Raw genomic sequence first — 17,307 nt, 5'->3', positions numbered from 1 at the left:
ACTCCCGGAGCCACAAAAAGGCCGCTTATGCGGCCTTTTTGTGTTGAGCCGTTATTTCCACGGCATAATGGGCACCGCACTCAACGCATTCTTCGGCGAACCTTCCACGACTTTGTCGGAATAGCTAAGGTAAATCAGTGCATTGCGACGTTTATCATAGAAGCGAACCACCTGAAGCTTCTTAAACACCAGCGATGTCCGTTTGCGAAACACCACCTCTCCTTCCGCTTTCCCCGCCTTGATCTTGTCGCTCAACGTAATCGGCCCAACCTGCTGACAGGAAATAGCCGCGTCTGCGGTATCCTCCGCCAGCCCCAGTCCGCCCTTGATGCCACCGGTTTTCGCCCGGCTCAGGTAGCAGGTCACGTTCTTCACATCGGGATCGTCAAAAGCTTCTACGACGATTTTGTGATCCGGGCCAAAGATTTTAAATACCGTATCTACCGAGCCTACCTGCTCCGCCTGTACGCCGCGGGCCGTAAACGCTAACAGCAGCGCAGCTGCCAACACCTTATATTTCATATTGTTACCAATTTTTAACATTACGTTCAGTGACTATTAGACATCTGATAAAAAAAACGTTTAATATCACGTTATTAAAATTTCCAGAGAGATGTGCGTGTTTTTTAAGCACGTGTTGCTAAAAAAAACACTGAATGCGTCATCATTGAAAAATGATATCATTCGCGGCAGAAATCAGGCACTCGCTCGTCAGGATTGAGGATATTATATGGATCAGGCTGGGATCATTCGCGATCTACTAACCTGGCTGGAAAGCCATCTCGATCAACCCCTGTCTCTGGATCACGTCGCCGCCAGGGCTGGCTACTCCAAGTGGCACCTGCAACGAATGTTCAAGGATGTGACCGGGCACGCTATCGGTGCCTATATCCGGGCTCGCCGTCTGTCCAAGGCCGCCGTCGCGCTACGCCTGACCGCACGTCCGATTCTGGATATCGCCCTGCAGTACCGCTTCGATTCACAGCAGACCTTCACCCGCGCCTTTAAAAAGCAGTTTGCGCAAACGCCAGCCCTCTATCGCCGCTCCCCCGAATGGAGCGCCTTTGGGATGCGTCCGCCAATCCGGCTTGGTGAGTTTACGCTACCTCAGCCCCATTTTGTGACGCTGCCGGAAACTCATCTGATGGGCATAACCCAAAGCTACAGCTGCACGCTGGAGCAGGTGAGCGAGTATCGGAACGAGATGCGGATGCAGTTCTGGCGTCAGTTCCTGAGCAATGCGCCGAGCATTCCACCGGTGCTCTACGGGCTGCATGAACCGCGCCCCAATCAGGAAAAAGATGACGAGCAGGAGGTCTTCTATACAACGGCGGTTCTGCCAGAGCAGGCCAGTGGTTGCCCACATGAGGCGCATCCGGTCACGCTGGAGGGAGGCGAGTACGTTCAGTTTAATTACGAAGGGCCGACCAGCGGCATTCAGGGCTTTATTCTGATGATTTACGGCACCTGCATGCCCACGCTGAACCTGACCCGGCGGCATGGGCAGGATATCGAACGCTTCTACCCATCCCATAAGGATAAAGTAGAAGCGAACCCGCAGAAGCTACGCTGCGAATATCTGATTCCGGTACGCCGTTAGTTAACGCTGCAGTTCATCCAACGCGGGGGCGTCCAGATGCGAGACGTCTCCCGCCGTTTCCACCACCCAGCCGGACGCCAGCCACGGGCTGTGCTGATGATCCACCCGGGAAATCGAACAGTTTCGCAGACGCAGACGACGCTCGGCCCAGGACGGCAGTCCCAGAATGGTGCTGACCAGACTGCCCAGCGCCATACCATGGCTAACCAGCAGCGGGCGACTCCCTTCCGGCAGGTCAAGGCAGGCGTTCAACGCCGCGTGCATACGCTCGCTGACGTCAGTCATCGACTCCCCTTCCGGAATACGTCCGTCCGGGGTGCCATTCACCAGGCGCTGACGCCAGCCTTCTTCTTCCTCGGTCAGAGAATCAAGCTGACGGCGCTCCAGCACCCCCATATGTAACTCACGCAGTCGCGGATCCAGCGTCACCTCGCAGCCACAGGCGTCGGCAATGATCTCTGCCGTGCGCTTTGTGCGCCCCAAATCGCTGGCAATCACATGCGTGATTCCCATATTTCTCACCCGTTGCGCGACCTGATGCGCCTGCTGCTCACCTTTTTCGGTAAGCGGGCTGTCCGACTGCCCCTGAATGCGGCGCTCGGCATTCCACTGCGTTTCGCCATGGCGAACAAGGTATACCTGTAACATGCTTATGATCCGTTATACTGCTTTCACAATTTTTAAACAGGGTTCCACAGAATATGTTTCATGTCATCTGCGCGACCCGGAACCCCGCCAAAATTCAGGCGATTCTGGGCGCTTTTGAACAGATTTTCGGTAACGGATCCTGCCACATCGACGCCGTTGACGTCGAGAGCGGCGTACCAGAACAGCCCCTCGGAAGTGAGGAAACAAGACGTGGCGCACGTCAGCGGGTGGATAACGCCCGTCGTCTTCAACCCAAAGCAGACTACTGGGTCGCCATTGAGGCAGGAATTGACGACGACAGCACCTTTAGCTGGGTGGTGATCGAAAGTCCGGATCGGCGTGGCGAAGCGCGTTCAGCAACGCTACCGTTGCCCGAAGCCATCATGACACGGATACGCGCCGGGGAGGCGCTGGGGCCAGTCATGTCAGACTGGAGCGGAATTAGCGAGGTGGGACGCAAAGAGGGGGCCATCGGCATCTTTACCGCCGGCCAGCTAACGCGCGCCAGCGTTTACCACCAGGCCGTGGTGCTGGCTCTGAGCCCCTTTCATAACGCGATCTACCGCTGAGGCAAGGTCTCGGGAAGTGCCCGCTCCAGCCAGGCGAGCAGGTCAGGTGGGGCGGACTTCAGACTGTTCGAGCCGCGGGTAATAGTGGCAATGCCGGCGCCGAGCTCATTTTTCAGCTCGCGCTGGCTCATTTCACCACGCAGCAGCTCTTCGATAATCCGCACCCGGGTACCCAACGCATCGCGCTCATCCGGGGTCAGCAGCAACGTCAGTAACGGCAGATGCAGGCCGTCATCAAAGGAGTGCTTCAGCAGTTCGACAAAGCGTAGCCACTCCTGGTCACGCTGAAGGTTCGGATCCGGGGAAAAGGGAGATTGCTGGGTCATGATATGCCGCCATACTCATTCACTAGTACAGCAGCATACCACATAATATCGCAAATCAGTAACGGCCCTGCCACTCGGCATCGGTCATCAACTGCGCTGCGCTATCCCCCATAAAGTGACGATAATAAGCGTCGTAGGCCAGCACGTTCTTCACATAGCCGCGGGTTTCCGAGAACGGAATACTCTCAACGAAGGCCACTGCATTAATGCGGCCGCCGCTGTTGCCGCGCCAGGTTTTCACCCGCCCCGGACCGGCGTTATAGGCCGCCGAAGAGAAGATGCGGTTATTGCCGAACTGCTGATAGACGTATTCGAGATAGCTGGTCCCAATCTGGATATTGGTTTCTGGATCGAGCAGTTGGTTACTGCCGCTATAGCCAGGTATCCCGTTCATCTTCACCGTATGGCTGGCAGTGGCTGGCATCAGCTGCATCAGACCCGTGGCCCCCACCGGCGAACGCACCTTCGGATTCCAGGCGCTCTCCTGGCGGGCAATCGCCATCGCATAACTATTAGTGATACCTTTACCGCGGGTATAGCGCTCAAAAGTAGACTGCCAGGCCAATGGGAAGCGTTCTTCCAGATGGTTCCACAGCTTACCGGCAATGGTGGCCTGCACGCTCAGATCCCACCAGCCGCGCTCCAGCGCATAGTGCGCAAGACCCGCCTGCTCCGATGCCGTACGACTGCTCACCAGATTGGCCCACTCGCCGCGTGCGGTGTTATCCAGCCCCCAGTACATCAGTTCGCGAACCCGGGCCATCTCGGCCCCCTGAACCAGGGCGCTGTTCACTGACGGTGCTTTATCGATACGCAGCTTGTAGTCTTCGCCCAGACGCTGAGCCGCCACCATCGGATAGAATCCGCGTTCTTTCATCAGAGAATGCAGAATCTCTTTGGCTTCCTCATCACGCCCGCGATCCAGCAGCAGATCGGCCTGCCAGTAGCGCCATTCATCTTTCGCTTTGGCATCCATAGGCAGGCGCGCCAGCCAGGTATTCAGACCGCGGCGATCGCCGGTGCCTAACGCCATACGCACCCGGCGCTCCAGCAATGAGGTGGAATCGGAACTCATGATCACGCTATCGCGCCAGCGGCTCTGCTCGTCGGTCACGTCATTGCCCATCATGCGCCAGGCTACACTCTCTTTCAGCTCCTGCTGCTGAGCAGCATCCAGCTTCTGGGCCTGCGCCAGCGAAGGAATCATTAAACGGGCATTTTCCGCATCCTGACGCGCCACGCGATCAAAAGCCGCCGCCGCCATCTGACGGGTAAAGTTGGTTGGCGAAACACTACGGGCAAAGGTCAGTACATTATTCGGGTTATTCGCCAGGTCGATAATCGCGCTGGAGATAGTTTGATAGTCGGAGGGCATCTCGCGAGCAAGATAAGTCACCAATCCGGTATCCCCTGCCTTCATCGCCAGGCGAATCCGCTCCAGGTAAGCTTCCGGGCTCTGCTGACCTGATGAACGCCATGCGGAAAACAGTTTGTCGCAGGCATTGGGTCGACTCTTTCCGGTCAGCCACAGCGTTTTCGCCCCCTGCCAGGCCTGCTGAGCCTGTCCGGTATTCCACTTCGCGTAGTAGTAATTGCACCGGGCTTCAATACCGCGCGGCTCCTCAGGGCTGAACGCCAGCAGGCCGCGCCAGTCTTCGCGACGCGCCAGTTCATTGACGTAGCGCGATGTCAGGCTCCTCGCCACTGGCAGCGTTGGATATTTCTGAACAAACTGCTTAACGGTGACCGCCGGTTCGGTTTTCAGGGAGTCGGTAATCTGGCGGTATTCCAGGTAGGGGTAGAGCGGGTAATCGCGCAGGCCGGGCATCAGTTGCGCGACCACATCCATCTGCCGGTTGTCCCACGCCTGCTTAATCTGCGAATAACGACTGCGCTGCTCATCCAACGAACCCGCCCGCGCCGCCTGGCTCAGGGTCACCAGACACATCCCCGCAGCCAGCAGTGACCAGACTGCCTGTTTAGCTTTTCCCACAAGAATTCCTCACGTAATCAACGTTATTAACCGCAGCTTCATGCCGCCTTAAAATTTTTCACCTGTGTTCATGCTAACCAGGCGAACAAGGTTGCGCCACGTTACGGACGTTTTTTTACTTAGATTCAGCATAATTCCCCTAATGAAAAAGCGGCATTTTTAGCCGCTTCTGCTTCAATTTATAGAGTACAACCGTGCCGTTTAACGGCACCCCTTAATGATAAGGATTGCAGGAGAAAACAATGAGTAAGCCTTATGTTCGCCTGGATAAACAAGACGCAGCCGTGCTACTGGTCGATCATCAGACCGGGTTGCTCTCTCTGGTTCGTGATATTGAACCGGATAAATTCAAGAATAACGTGCTGGCGCTTAGCGACCTGGCCAAATACTTCCATCTGCCCACCATTCTGACCACCAGCTTCGAAACCGGTCCAAATGGTCCGCTGATACCTGAACTCAAGGAGCAGTTTCCTGATGCCCCCTATATTGCCCGCCCGGGGAATATTAACGCCTGGGATAATGAAGACTTTGTTAATGCGGTAAAAGCCACCGGCAAGAAACAGCTGATTATCGCGGGCGTCGTGACCGAGGTTTGCGTCGCCTTCCCTGCCCTTTCAGCCATTGAAGAAGGATTCGAGGTCTTTGTGGTGGCCGATGCTTCCGGTACCTTTGATCCCATCACCCGTGACGCCGCCTGGCGGCGCATGGAGCAGGCAGGCGTACAGCTGATGACCTGGTTCGGCGTGGCCTGCGAACTGCACCGCGACTGGCGCAACGATATCGAAGGTCTGGCCGCCCTGTTCTCTAACCATATTCCCGACTACCGCAACCTGATGACCAGCTATGACCGGCTGACTCAGAAGGGTTGATAGTTTGCCTGCGGGTATTAACTTACCCGCAGGCTTAGCTTCTGGTCTGATTAACCAGTTTTTGTTTATAATACGTTATCAACTTGTTTTAAAAAAGGCTTACATGGATATCTGGCTGAATAAGAACCGTTTTTCTGATTACTTCTTCACCATGGCGCAAACCTCGAGGCCCGGCAGTTACACAATCTTGCCCAGTCAGTTTCTGTCTTTCACCTGAAAGACAGCCTGGTCAGAATCCAGTTTCAAAAAGAGATTCGCTCTTTTATTGATGCTCAACTCAGCACGATCCGCGCGGCCACCACAGACACTGAATGCCAGACATGTATACAGAACCTAAAACAAGAAAGAGAGCACCTTTCCTTTCAGGATCGGCTTCTACGTACAGGTGAAGCCAAACTTCAGGCGGCAGTTCAGTTTGTCAGGAAAGATGAAAACTGGGGATATATCATCAACGGCGTCGGTATAGTTCTAAGTTCATTACAAACTATTGCAGGCGTTGGGGTGATGTTTGGCTCCATCGCGACAGGTAATATAGTTGGCGCTGGATTTGGTGCTATGTTGTTCCTGCACGGGATAAATGGAATAGAAGAAAGCTATAAAAACCTCAGATTTGGGAGAAATGACTCAACAGGTTTTCTTAAAGGTACCTACATTTCCACAGCAGAACTTCTTGGGTTTGAGCGAAAGACAGGAGAGTTAGCCTATAGTTCCATCGATCTTGTTCTATCCGCCTACGGCATGACACGATTCATACTGAAGCCTGAATCCTGGCGTCTATTCCACCACATGAACGCAGATTATGTTCGGGGAATCACTCTGATGAGCAAAACGGAACTTGCTTTTGAAGTCTACAGTGATGGTATGGCAATCAAATCAATATACGACAGCTACAATAAATGACGGTTTCTCTTCAGGAATAAAAACGCCTTAACAGCAAGCTTCATTGGTGCCAGGAAATAGAGAATAACAATCCCTAAAAAAGCCGCAAAAGAGTAAGCCTCAATATCTTCCTGGCTGCCAGTAATCCATACCTTAATCCAGAATCCAACCAGGATGAGGATAAGAACACAGCAGCCTATAAAACGTTTTTGTAGCTCTTCCAATAAAACCAGATAGGATATGTGCCTTTTGTTGACATGTTGACGTAGCGCAGCGATATCTTTAGGTGAAAATCCATGATTATAAAGAACTTTCTCCATTTCAGCGCTATTCATTTTGTCCCCAACATTTTATCTGGCCTTTATCGCATAATAACTCATTTATAACAAATTTATAACCACAATATGCTTCCGCCGCCTTACCAGCAACGCATAAAACGCCGGGCTTTAAAACCGAGTTTTAACGGTGTAAAGGCATAAAAAACAGGAAATATAATGGCCAGAGAGATCGTTGCAGCGATGGCAGCCTTAAAATCTTCATACATCAACGTCCAGACGAAACCGACAGCCACCAGCGCCAACATACCCACTGACACAATGAAACGTACGCGAAGCTGCCCCAGAAGCACCGGGTAGGTTACGCCACTTTCGCCCAGATACTGGCGTAACGCCCTAATCTCCTTCACGGTGAATCCACCGCGGTTTAACTGACGCTCCATCCCTGCACTATTCATCTTAATTTCCCATCGCATGATAAACGCATTCAGAATGCCTTCCCCATTCACCCCACATCTGGGATTAAGGCGTGAAAAAGGCTACACTTCGCCACTAAGACTAACCATTTACTACGATAAAAGAGGCGAAGTCGCAACGTGGCTCAATTCGTTTATACCATGCATCGTGTCGGCAAAGTGGTGCCGCCGAAACGCCATATTCTGAAGAACATCTCCCTGAGCTTTTTCCCTGGGGCCAAGATCGGCGTGCTGGGCCTGAACGGCGCCGGTAAATCCACCCTGCTGCGCATTATGGCGGGTATCGATACCGATATTGAAGGCGAAGCCCGCCCGCAGCCCGGTCTTAAGATTGGCTACCTGCCTCAGGAGCCGCAGCTTAATCCAGAGCAGACGGTGCGCGAGGCCGTTGAAGAAGCGGTCGCCGACGTGAAAAACGCCCTGACCCGCCTGGATGAGGTTTACGCCGCCTATGCCGATCCGGACGCCGACTTCGACAAGCTGGCGAAGGAACAGGGCGAGCTGGAAGCGATTATCCAGGCCCACGACGGTCATAACCTGAATATCCAACTGGAACGCGCCGCCGATGCGCTGCGCTTGCCGGAATGGGATGCCAAAATCGCTAACCTTTCCGGTGGTGAACGCCGCCGCGTGGCGCTGTGCCGCCTGCTGCTTGAAAAACCGGACATGCTGCTGCTGGATGAACCGACCAACCACCTGGATGCCGAATCCGTCGCCTGGCTGGAACGCTTCCTGCACGACTTCGAAGGCACCGTGGTCGCGATTACCCACGACCGTTACTTCCTCGACAACGTCGCTGGCTGGATCCTGGAGCTGGACCGTGGCGAAGGGATTCCGTGGGAAGGCAACTACTCCTCCTGGCTGGAGCAGAAAGATCAGCGTCTGGCTCAGGAAGCCTCTCAGGAAGCCGCCCGTCGCAAATCCATTGAGAAAGAGCTGGAGTGGGTACGTCAGGGCACCAAAGGCCGCCAGTCCAAAGGCAAGGCCCGTCTGGCACGCTTCGAGGAGCTTAACAGCGCCGAATACCAGAAGCGTAACGAAACCAGCGAACTCTTTATTCCACCCGGAGCGCGTCTGGGCGACAAAGTGCTGGAAGTGGCCAATCTCACCAAGTCCTACGGCGATCGCGTTCTGATCGACGACCTGTCGTTCTCGATCCCCAAAGGCGCGATCGTGGGGATCATCGGCCCGAACGGCGCCGGTAAGTCCACCCTGTTCCGGATGATCACCGGAGCCGAACAGCCTGATTCCGGCGATATCGTCCTGGGCGATACCGTGAAGATCGCAGCCGTAGAGCAGTTCCGCGACGCGATGGATGACAAGAAAACGGTCTGGGAAGAGGTCTCTGGCGGTCTGGACATCATGAAGATCGGCAACTTCGAGCTGCCGAGCCGCGCCTATGTCGGCCGCTTTAACTTTAAAGGGACCGATCAGGGCAAGCGTGTCGGCGAACTTTCCGGCGGTGAGCGCGGACGTCTGCATCTGGCCAAGCTGCTGCAGGTTGGCGGCAACATGCTGCTGCTCGACGAACCAACCAACGATCTGGATGTAGAAACCCTGCGCGCCCTGGAAAACGCCCTGCTGGAATTCCCCGGCTGCGCCATGGTCATCTCGCATGACCGCTGGTTCCTTGACCGTATCGCCACCCACATTCTGGACTATCAGGACGAAGGGAAAGTGGAGTTCTTCGAAGGTAACTTCACCGAATACGAAGAGTACAAGAAGCGTACCCTTGGCGCCGAAGCGCTGGAGCCGAAGCGCATCAAGTACAAGCGGATCACCGCCCGCTAATAAATAAATATCCTCCGGCTATGCCGGAGGATATTTATTCTACCGCTTCCCCCATCAGCTGCTTCACCAGCTCCACGCAGCGCAGGAAGCGCGCGTCGTAGTCCGACTCCGCCACCAGCACATACTCAATATCGTTCTCTTTCAGCATCGACACCAGCAGCGCCTGAAACGCCGCCCGATCTGCCGGACTGCCCAGACTGCGTAAGCCATCGGCGACCCAGGGGGTGTTATTTTCCAGCAGAATCACCAGATCGAAGCGATATTCATCAATCAGCGCCTGCACGAAAGGATGTTTACGCCCTTCATAGCGCACGCAGAAGGCCTGGGTTGAGACAAAATCGGTATCGATAAAGGCCACCTTATTGGCGTACTTCACCGCAAAGTCGATGTACTGGGCGTGGCCAAGGGCGATCTTATCGTAGTCGGAATACTGTAGCGCCATCTCATCGCCCCCCAGATGAGAGAACACATACTCCCGCCCGTACTCCCAGGCGCTGGTGGTATTGAAAATATTGGAAAGCTTATTCACCAGCGTCGACTTACCGCTCGACTCTCCGCCCAGTATCGCCACGGTGCGCACAAAGAAGGGCTTCACCTCAGTAGGGATATACTCCCAGTAGCGGAACGGATTTTCACGGATCCGGGCGCCGCTGATATTCATAAAGGTACGTTCAGGGTCCACCAGCACGGTCTCAATTCCCAGATGCTCCAGATACTGCGGCGCGTCAGTCTCTTCCGAGGTATAGATCCGGTCCGGCTGAATCCCTTTTTCGGCCATAAACTGTTTAATGCCGTGGCTCCAGACATCCCAGCCGTGGGGATAGGGCTCCATCCCCTCTTCATTAAAAGGATGAATGTGGATGTTCTTTTGATATTTAAAGGTCTGGAGCAACCAGCGCAGCCGGTCGCTGATGGTAGGCTGCTGAGACATGGCGCTGGCTTCGAACAGCGCCCAGTCGCGGGGTTCGTCATAGCCCATAATGATATGCAGCTCATCCACCTGGCTACAGGCCCGCTGAATCAGATAAATATGGCCGGTGTGCAACGGGTAAAACTTACCGAACACCACCCCTACACGCTTAGGCTTAAGGGGATATTCCAGCCCCAGAAAGCGATGCAGCGCCTCCAGCTTACGGGCGCTGGGGCTCTTGATTTTGGCATTCAGCAACTGGCTGAGGTAGCCCTTGGTCATGCCGCTGGCTTCCGCCACCTGCTGCAGGGTGCAGCCCTTCTGGCGGATCGCGGTCTTCAGGTAGTCGAATGACGACATAATATGGGCTCCAGAATTACAGGTCGTCAAAGACGGTCAGCGCGTCCGACAGCTTCTTCACGCCGAACACCTGCATCCCTTCCGGCGGCTTCTTCGGCACGTTGGCCTGAGGCACAATGGCGCGGCGAAAACCGTGGCGGGCCGCTTCGAAGATACGCTCCTGGCCGCTCGGCACCGGGCGAATCTCACCGGCCAGTCCCACCTCGCCGAATACCACCAGATCTTTCGGTAATGGGCGATCCCGCAGGCTGGAAACCATGGACAACAGCAGCGCCAGGTCGGCGCTGGTTTCCATCACTTTGACCCCGCCCACCACGTTGACGAACACGTCCTGATCCGCCATCTGCAGGCCGCCGTGACGATGCAGCACCGCCAGCAGAATCGCCAGGCGGTTCTGCTCCAGCCCCACCGCCACACGCCGGGGATTCGACATCATCGACTGATCCACCAGCGCCTGGATCTCCACCAGCAGCGGCCGGGTTCCTTCCCAGACCACCATCACCGAACTGCCCGACGTGACCTCGTCGCCGCGGCTCAGGAAGATAGCAGAGGGGTTGCTCACTTCCCGCATCCCCTGTTCAGTCATCGCAAAGACGCCCAGCTCGTTCACCGCGCCAAAGCGGTTCTTGTGACTGCGCAGGGTACGGAAGCGGGAATCGGCGTCACCATCCAGTAACACCGAGCAGTCGATACAGTGCTCCAGAACCTTCGGCCCGGCCAGTGAGCCGTCTTTAGTCACGTGGCCGACCATAATAATGGCAACGCCGCGGGTCTTGGCGAAGCGCGTCAGATAAGCCGCAGTTTCCCGCACCTGAGCCACGCTGCCGGGAGAAGACTGAATATCCGCCATATGCATCACCTGAATGGAGTCGATCACCATCAGCTTCGGCTCCTCCTGCGAGGCAATTTCGCAGATCTGCTCGATGCTGGTTTCCGACAGCATATTCAGGTTATCGGTCGGCAACCCCAGACGGTGGGCGCGCATCGCCACCTGCTGTAGCGACTCCTCGCCGGTGACATACAGGGTCTTCATCTGATCGGCAAGCTGGCACATGGTCTGCAACAACAGCGTCGACTTACCGGCCCCAGGACTTCCGCCGATCAGAATCGCACTGCCCGGCACCACGCCGCCGCCCAGCACCCGATCAAACTCTTTAAAGCCGGTGGAAAAACGCGGCAACGACTCCAGGCTAATCTCCGAAAGTTTCTGCACCTTGCTAACGCCCGCACTGCCCGCATAGCCGCTCAGTCGCTCGTTACGCGCCGCCTGGGGCGAGGCGGCGATGCGCACCTCGGTAATGGTATTCCAGGCATGGCAGGCGCTGCACTGCCCCTGCCAGCGCGGAAAGTCCGCACCACACTCATTACAGACAAACGCGCGTTTTGCCGCTTTCGCCACCGCTGTTACCTCGCTCTGTTACCGTTTTAACCCCGCTCTGCGGCGAGGAGAAATGCTTACTCTTCCTGCTTCAGGCTGCCTGACAGGATGCAAAAGACGCCCATCAGGCTGGCGTGACGAATGGTCACCCCCGCCTTCTCATTCACTTTGGGTTTGGCATGATAAGCCACTCCGAGCGCCGCCCGCTTCAGCATGGGCAGATCGTTGGCACCATCGCCAATCGCCACCGTCTGCTCCGGGGCGATATTGTACTGCTTCGCAAGGCGAGTCAGGGTACTGGCTTTAAACTTCGCATCCACCACCGTACCGATCACCTCACCGGTCAGTTTGCCGTCGACGATCTCCAGTTGATTAGCCACCGCTTCGCACAGATGCAGGCGTTCGCGCAGGTGATCGGCAAAGAAGGTAAAACCGCCGGAGGCGATTGCCACCTTCCAGCCCAGCGCCTCCAGTTTCAACACCAGAGACACCAGTCCCGGCATCAGCGGCAGCTGCTCCAGCACCTGGCCGAGGATACGAACATCGGCCCCCTTCAGGGTCGCCACCCGCTGGCGCAGGCTGGCGGTAAAATCCAGCTCGCCGCGCATCGCCCGTTCAGTGACCTCGGCCACTTCATCACCGGTTCCGGCCAGCTTCGCGATCTCGTCAATGCACTCGATCTGAATCGCCGTCGAATCCATATCCATGACCAGAAGCCCCGGCGTACGCAGATGAGGGATCTTGCCCAGCGGCGCCACATCCAGCCCCGCATCGTGCGCCAGGCGGGTGGCGCGAGTCGTCAACGATCCCGCCAGCCGGATAACCTGATACTCTTCTACACACCAGGCGCTGACGATAACCATGGCCGCCCCCAGCTTACGCTGGTATTGAGTCAGCCGCTCTTTATCCAGATTCCGACCATACAGAAGCCAGCCGCTACGCCCCGCACGATAGTCGAGCGGCATAACCTCGTCACCGCTCAGGGAGAGGGGCAACCCGGGCCAAAGAGAGACATCATTTGGCAAATCACACCAGGTCAGACTATTTGGCATTAGCGTACAGCTCCTGTATTCAGTTAATGGCCGGAACAAAACAACGCATGAGGCTACCCTGTAGCGGGCGCTTCTGGCAACATGCTGCCAGCAAATTTTCAACGGGAGAGATATGACCAGCGCAAAACTTAAATTCCGCCTGCATCGTGCGGTTATTGTACTGATCTGTCTGGCGCTTCTGGTGGCGCTGATGCAGGGAGCCTCATGGTTCAGCCAAAGCCATCAGCACGCGCGTAATCTGCAAATGGAAGAGATGGCCCGTACCCTGGCGCGCCAGGTCAGTTACAGCCTGGTCCCCCTGATGGGGGGCGAATCGCCGGACGAAAAAGGCATCCTGCAAATTCTGAATCAGCTAACCCACGATAGCCGAATACTCGACGCCGCTGTCTACGATGAAAGCGGCGCCCGGGTGGCGCGGGCTGGCGAAAGCGTGGCGCTACGCGACAGGCTGGCCATCGATGGTAAAAAAGCGGGCAGCTATTTCAATCGTCAAATCGTACAACCCATTGAGAAGAAAGGGAACCTATTAGGTAATCTGCGGCTGACGCTGGATACCCACACCCTGGCGACCGAGTCGCAGCAGGTAGATAACACCTCCAATATCCTGCGCCTGATGTTGCTGCTGGCGCTGGCTATCGGCATCGTGTTAACCCGTACGCTGCTGGAAGGTAAGCGTACGCGCTGGCAGCAGTCCCCTTTTCTGTTGACCGCCAGTCAGGATCTGCCCGATGACGATAACGAAACGCCTCAGGACCAGAAAAAGCCCTGAAGCGCTCTGAGCGCCACGCCCCGCCTGGCGCATCATGATAAAATCAGGCTCTGCTTCAGGAAAGGATCCCGCTATGTCTGCTCTGCGATTACTGATTTCCCACTCTCACGATCCCTGGTTTAACCTGGCAGTGGAAGAGTGCATCTTCCGCCAGATGCCCGCCACCCAGCGCGTGCTGTTCCTGTGGCGCAACGCCGATACCGTGGTTATTGGCCGTGCCCAGAACCCCTGGAAAGAGTGCAACACCCGGCGAATGGAACAGGACAACGTGAAGCTGGCCCGACGCAGCAGCGGCGGCGGCGCGGTATTTCACGATCTGGGCAATACCTGTTTTACCTTTATGGCTGCCAAACCGGAATATGATAAAAGCGTCTCTACGGCCATTGTTATCGACGCCTTACGCCGCCTGGGCGTTAGCGCCAGTGCATCCGGACGTAATGATCTGGTGATGGAAACCGCTGAGGGGCCACGCAAAATCTCTGGCTCCGCCTACCGTGAAACCCGGGATCGCGGTTTCCACCATGGCACGCTACTGTTGAATGCCGATCTCAGCCGGCTGGCGAACTACCTGAATCCGGATCGGAAAAAGCTTCAGGCTAAAGGGATTACCTCGGTGCGCGGGCGGGTCGCCAACCTGAGCGATTTCGTGGAGCAGATTAGTCATCAGCAAGTGTGCGACGCCGTCGAAGCAGCCTTTTTCGACCACTATGGCGAGCGCGTCGCGCCGGAGTATATTTCCCCGGATGCCGCCCCCGATCTGCCGGGATTCGCAGAAACCTTTGCCCGCCAGAGCAGTTGGGAGTGGAACTTCGGCCAGGCCCCGGCCTTCAGCCATCTGCTGGACGAACGCTTTGTCTGGGGCGGCGTGGAGCTGCACTTCGATGTCGAAAAGGGGCACATCACCCGCTGCCAGATGTTTACCGATAGCCTGGAGCCCACGCCGCTGGAGTGGCTTGCGAAACGGCTGGAAGGCAGTGCCTACCGCAGTGAAGTGCTGAAAGTCCAGTGCGACGCGCTGGTAGAAGAGTTTCCGGACCAGGCCTCCCAGCTACGCGAACTGGGTGCGTGGATAGCCCAGGCGGTAAGCTGAAAGACGCCGACGCCCGTCTGTTGTCAAAGAATTTGCAACAGGCTACGGGGAGCGTGGAGGCACAGCGAGAGAAATGAAAGCTGCGAGAGGTCTTCAAAATCGCAAACAGCGCCCTGAACCGCTCAGGGCGCTGCGTATATCAGGTAAAGCGCAGGGATCAGGCGTCTTTATCGCCCAGCAGTACCGATTCCAGCGCTATCTTAATCATATCGTTAAAGGTCGTCTGACGATCGGCGGAAGAAACCTGCTCGTGAGTACGAAGATGGTCGGAGACGGTGCAAATAGTCAGCGCTTTCGCGCCAAATTCCGCGGCCACCCCGTAGATCCCGGCGGCTTCCATCTCAATGCCCAGGATGCCGTATTTTTCCATCACGTCGAACATTTGCGGATCCGGGGTATAGAACAGATCGGCAGAGAAGATGTTGCCAACCCGGGTATCGATGCCCAGCGCTTTTGCAGCATCAACGGCGTCACGCACCATGTCGAAATCGGCGATGGCGGCGAAGTCGTGATCCTTAAAGCGCAGGCGGTTCACCTTAGAGTCGGTACAGGCGCCCATGCCAATCACCACATCGCGCAGCTTCACATCCGGGCGTACCGCGCCGCAGGAGCCGACGCGGATGATCTTCTTCACCCCGAAGTCGGTGATAAGCTCTTTGGTGTAGATAGAGCAGGAAGGAATGCCCATTCCGTGCCCCATCACCGAAATCGGACGGCCTTTATAAGTACCGGTGTAACCCAGCATCCCGCGAACGTTATTCACTTCACGGATATCGTCCAGAAAGGTTTCGGCAATATGCTTCGCACGCAGCGGATCGCCTGGCATTAAAACAACGTCAGCGAAGTCGCCCATTTCCGCATTAATGTGTGGCGTGGCCATAGAAAATTATCCTTATCAACGATTCAAAATGAATTAAAACAGAGCCTTACCGTATTCCATCTTCGACACGCCAAAGTACCCGGCAAGGGTTTGCCCGATGTCAGCAAAGGTGTCGCGATGGCCATAAGAGCCGGGTTTAACCTGGGGGCCGTAGACCAGTACCGGAATATGTTCGCGGGTATGGTCGGTGCCCTTCCAGGTGGGATCGCAGCCGTGGTCGGCAGTCAGAATCAGGATATCGCCCTCTTCCACCAGCGCCATCAGCTCCGGCAGGCGGCGGTCGAACAGTTCAAGACCTGCGGCATAGCCTGCCACATCGCGGCGGTGGCCCCAGGAAGAGTCGAAATCAACGAAGTTGGTAAAGACAATGGTGTTGTCCCCGGCCTGTTTCATCTCTGTCAGCGTAGCGTCGAACAGCGCATCCAGACCGGTAGCCTTCACCTTTTTAGTGATCCCCACGTTGGCATAGATATCGGCGATTTTCCCGACAGACACTACCTGGCCCTGCTTTTCATCCACCAGCTTTTTCAGCACCGTGGGCGACGGCGGCTCTACCGCCAGGTCGTGGCGATTACCGGTACGCTCGAAGTGACCGACCTTATCGCCAGTGAAGGGGCGCGCAATGACGCGGCCAATGTTATAGCCCCCTTCAGTCAACTCTTCGCGGGCGATTTCGCACAGTTCATAGAGTCTGTCGAGACCAAAGGTCTCTTCATGGCAGGCAATCTGGAAGACCGAATCGGCAGAGGTGTAGAAGATAGGCTTGCCGGTCTTCATGTGCTCTTCGCCCAGTTTATCCAGAATCACGGTGCCGGAGGAGTGGCAGTTACCAAGGTAACCCGGCAGATTCGCGCGTTCGACCAGCCTGTCCAGCAGTGCCTGGGGGAAGCTGTTCTCTTCGTCTTTAAAGTAGCCCCAGTCGAAGAGCACCGGCACACCGGCGATCTCCCAGTGACCGGACGGCGTATCTTTACCGGAAGAGAGCTCATGAGCCCAGGCGTAACCGCCGATAATCTCGGCATCGCCATCCATACCGGCCGGGATTTTCCCGGTAACGCCTTCGCCGGCCTTCGCCAGCCCCAGACGGGTCAGATTCGGGAGATGCAGCGGCCCCTGACGGCCGTTGTCGGCCTTACCTTCAGCGCAGGCCTGCGCGATGTGGCCCAGCGTATCCGAACCTGCGTCACCAAAGCTGTCGGCATCCTCAGTGGCGCCAATGCCAAATGAATCCAGCACCATAATAAATGCACGTTTCATAGTTATCTCCTGCGTTAACGCGCGCATTACCCTAAATAATTCCAGCTACAGGAAGGCGGCAAGTGAACGAGCTCCCGGGAGCATAGAAGACTATGTGACCGGGGCGAGAGAACGCAGCCAACGCATCTGTAGCCTGAAGTATGACGGGTACTGGCTTACGACAAAAAAGCGATCGGATCAGTATA

Annotated in this window: 18 protein-coding genes; 7 read left to right on the top strand and 11 right to left on the bottom strand. The window is 56.1% G+C overall.

Going from position 1 to position 17,307, the window contains the following annotated elements; translation table 11 throughout:
• Nucleotides 1-51: 51 nt before the first annotated feature.
• The gene (gene creA / locus FEM41_RS09135; RefSeq protein ID WP_138099148.1) at nt 52-522 is read right to left on the bottom strand and encodes a protein CreA; all 471 of its coding nucleotides are present in this window, start codon (nt 520-522) and stop codon (nt 52-54) included.
• A gap of 208 nt (nt 523-730) precedes the next feature.
• Here creA and robA point away from each other — a divergent pair, with 208 nt between their 5' ends.
• Entirely contained in the window at nt 731-1,600 is an 870-nt protein-coding gene (gene robA / locus FEM41_RS09130) for an MDR efflux pump AcrAB transcriptional activator RobA (protein ID WP_138095677.1), read from the top strand.
• On the opposite strand, the gene gpmB is transcribed toward robA, so the two are convergent.
• Entirely contained in the window at nt 1,601-2,248 is a 648-nt protein-coding gene (gene gpmB, locus FEM41_RS09125; RefSeq protein ID WP_138095676.1) for a 2,3-diphosphoglycerate-dependent phosphoglycerate mutase GpmB, read from the bottom strand.
• 53 nt (nt 2,249-2,301) lie between these two features.
• Here gpmB and yjjX point away from each other — a divergent pair, with 53 nt between their 5' ends.
• Nucleotides 2,302-2,817 (top strand): inosine/xanthosine triphosphatase, encoded by a 516-nt coding sequence (gene yjjX, locus FEM41_RS09120; RefSeq protein WP_138095675.1) that lies wholly within the window; start codon nt 2,302-2,304, stop codon nt 2,815-2,817.
• On the opposite strand, the gene trpR is transcribed toward yjjX, so the two are convergent.
• Nucleotides 2,808-3,143 carry a trp operon repressor gene (gene trpR, locus FEM41_RS09115; protein WP_138095674.1) on the bottom strand — a complete coding sequence of 112 codons (336 nt, stop codon included), beginning with the start codon at nt 3,141-3,143 and terminating at the stop codon, nt 2,808-2,810. The two genes, yjjX and trpR, sit on opposite strands and share 10 nt — an antisense overlap.
• A gap of 55 nt (nt 3,144-3,198) precedes the next feature.
• The gene (gene sltY, locus FEM41_RS09110; RefSeq protein WP_138095673.1) at nt 3,199-5,136 is read right to left on the bottom strand and encodes a murein transglycosylase; all 1,938 of its coding nucleotides are present in this window, start codon (nt 5,134-5,136) and stop codon (nt 3,199-3,201) included.
• Nucleotides 5,137-5,378: 242 nt separating this feature from the next.
• Between sltY and ycaC the strand changes: the two genes are divergently transcribed.
• Together ycaC and FEM41_RS09100 are read left to right on the top strand one after the other, a co-directional pair.
• Nucleotides 5,379-6,005: an isochorismate family cysteine hydrolase YcaC gene (ycaC, locus tag FEM41_RS09105; RefSeq protein ID WP_138095672.1), complete on the top strand. Its 627-nt coding sequence runs from the start codon at nt 5,379-5,381 to the stop codon at nt 6,003-6,005.
• A gap of 213 nt (nt 6,006-6,218) precedes the next feature.
• Nucleotides 6,219-6,905 carry a DUF4225 domain-containing protein gene (locus tag FEM41_RS09100; protein ID WP_338324516.1) on the top strand — a complete coding sequence of 229 codons (687 nt, stop codon included), beginning with the start codon at nt 6,219-6,221 and terminating at the stop codon, nt 6,903-6,905.
• Here FEM41_RS09100 and FEM41_RS09095 read toward each other — a convergent pair.
• Together FEM41_RS09095 and FEM41_RS09090 are read right to left on the bottom strand one after the other, a co-directional pair.
• Entirely contained in the window at nt 6,893-7,219 is a 327-nt protein-coding gene (locus FEM41_RS09095; RefSeq protein WP_138095671.1) for a hypothetical protein, read from the bottom strand. The genes FEM41_RS09100 and FEM41_RS09095 overlap by 13 nt on opposite strands.
• Nucleotides 7,220-7,302: 83 nt before the next feature.
• A complete protein-coding gene (locus tag FEM41_RS09090; protein ID WP_138095670.1) occupies nt 7,303-7,635 on the bottom strand; it encodes a hypothetical protein in 333 nt (110 codons plus the stop codon).
• 120 nt (nt 7,636-7,755) lie between these two features.
• Between FEM41_RS09090 and ettA the strand changes: the two genes are divergently transcribed.
• The gene (gene ettA / locus FEM41_RS09085) at nt 7,756-9,426 is read left to right on the top strand and encodes an energy-dependent translational throttle protein EttA (RefSeq protein ID WP_138095669.1); all 1,671 of its coding nucleotides are present in this window, start codon (nt 7,756-7,758) and stop codon (nt 9,424-9,426) included.
• Between the two features lie 34 nt (nt 9,427-9,460).
• Here the strand turns inward: ettA and nadR are convergent, their stop codons facing one another.
• Genes nadR through serB form a run of 3 tightly spaced genes read right to left on the bottom strand, consistent with a single transcriptional unit; the run spans nt 9,461 to nt 13,126 of the window.
• On the bottom strand, nt 9,461-10,696 hold the full coding sequence (gene nadR, locus FEM41_RS09080; RefSeq protein ID WP_138095668.1) for a multifunctional transcriptional regulator/nicotinamide-nucleotide adenylyltransferase/ribosylnicotinamide kinase NadR: 1,236 nt from the start codon (nt 10,694-10,696) through the stop codon (nt 9,461-9,463).
• A gap of 16 nt (nt 10,697-10,712) precedes the next feature.
• Nucleotides 10,713-12,095, bottom strand: a complete 1,383-nt coding sequence (radA, locus tag FEM41_RS09075; protein WP_138095667.1) for a DNA repair protein RadA — start codon at nt 12,093-12,095, stop codon at nt 10,713-10,715.
• A 56-nt stretch (nt 12,096-12,151) separates the two neighbouring features.
• A complete protein-coding gene (gene serB, locus FEM41_RS09070) occupies nt 12,152-13,126 on the bottom strand; it encodes a phosphoserine phosphatase (protein ID WP_138095666.1) in 975 nt (324 codons plus the stop codon).
• Between the two features lie 112 nt (nt 13,127-13,238).
• On the opposite strand from serB, the gene FEM41_RS09065 reads away from it, so the two are divergent.
• Entirely contained in the window at nt 13,239-13,895 is a 657-nt protein-coding gene (locus tag FEM41_RS09065; protein ID WP_138095665.1) for a YtjB family periplasmic protein, read from the top strand.
• Between the two features lie 73 nt (nt 13,896-13,968).
• Complete coding sequence (locus FEM41_RS09060; RefSeq protein WP_138095664.1) at nt 13,969-14,985, top strand: lipoate--protein ligase; 1,017 nt, start codon at nt 13,969-13,971, stop codon at nt 14,983-14,985.
• Nucleotides 14,986-15,142: 157 nt separating this feature from the next.
• Here FEM41_RS09060 and deoD read toward each other — a convergent pair whose 3' ends face one another.
• Both deoD and deoB read right to left on the bottom strand, forming a co-directional pair.
• Nucleotides 15,143-15,865: a purine-nucleoside phosphorylase gene (deoD, locus tag FEM41_RS09055; RefSeq protein ID WP_138095663.1), complete on the bottom strand. Its 723-nt coding sequence runs from the start codon at nt 15,863-15,865 to the stop codon at nt 15,143-15,145.
• Nucleotides 15,866-15,898: 33 nt separating this feature from the next.
• Entirely contained in the window at nt 15,899-17,122 is a 1,224-nt protein-coding gene (gene deoB / locus FEM41_RS09050) for a phosphopentomutase (RefSeq protein ID WP_138095662.1), read from the bottom strand.
• Nucleotides 17,123-17,307 lie beyond the last annotated feature (185 nt).

It is taken from the genome of Jejubacter calystegiae (assembly GCF_005671395.1).
GTDB lineage: Bacteria > Pseudomonadota > Gammaproteobacteria > Enterobacterales > Enterobacteriaceae > Jejubacter > Jejubacter calystegiae.
This window is presented reverse-complemented; position numbering and strand designations above follow the sequence as displayed.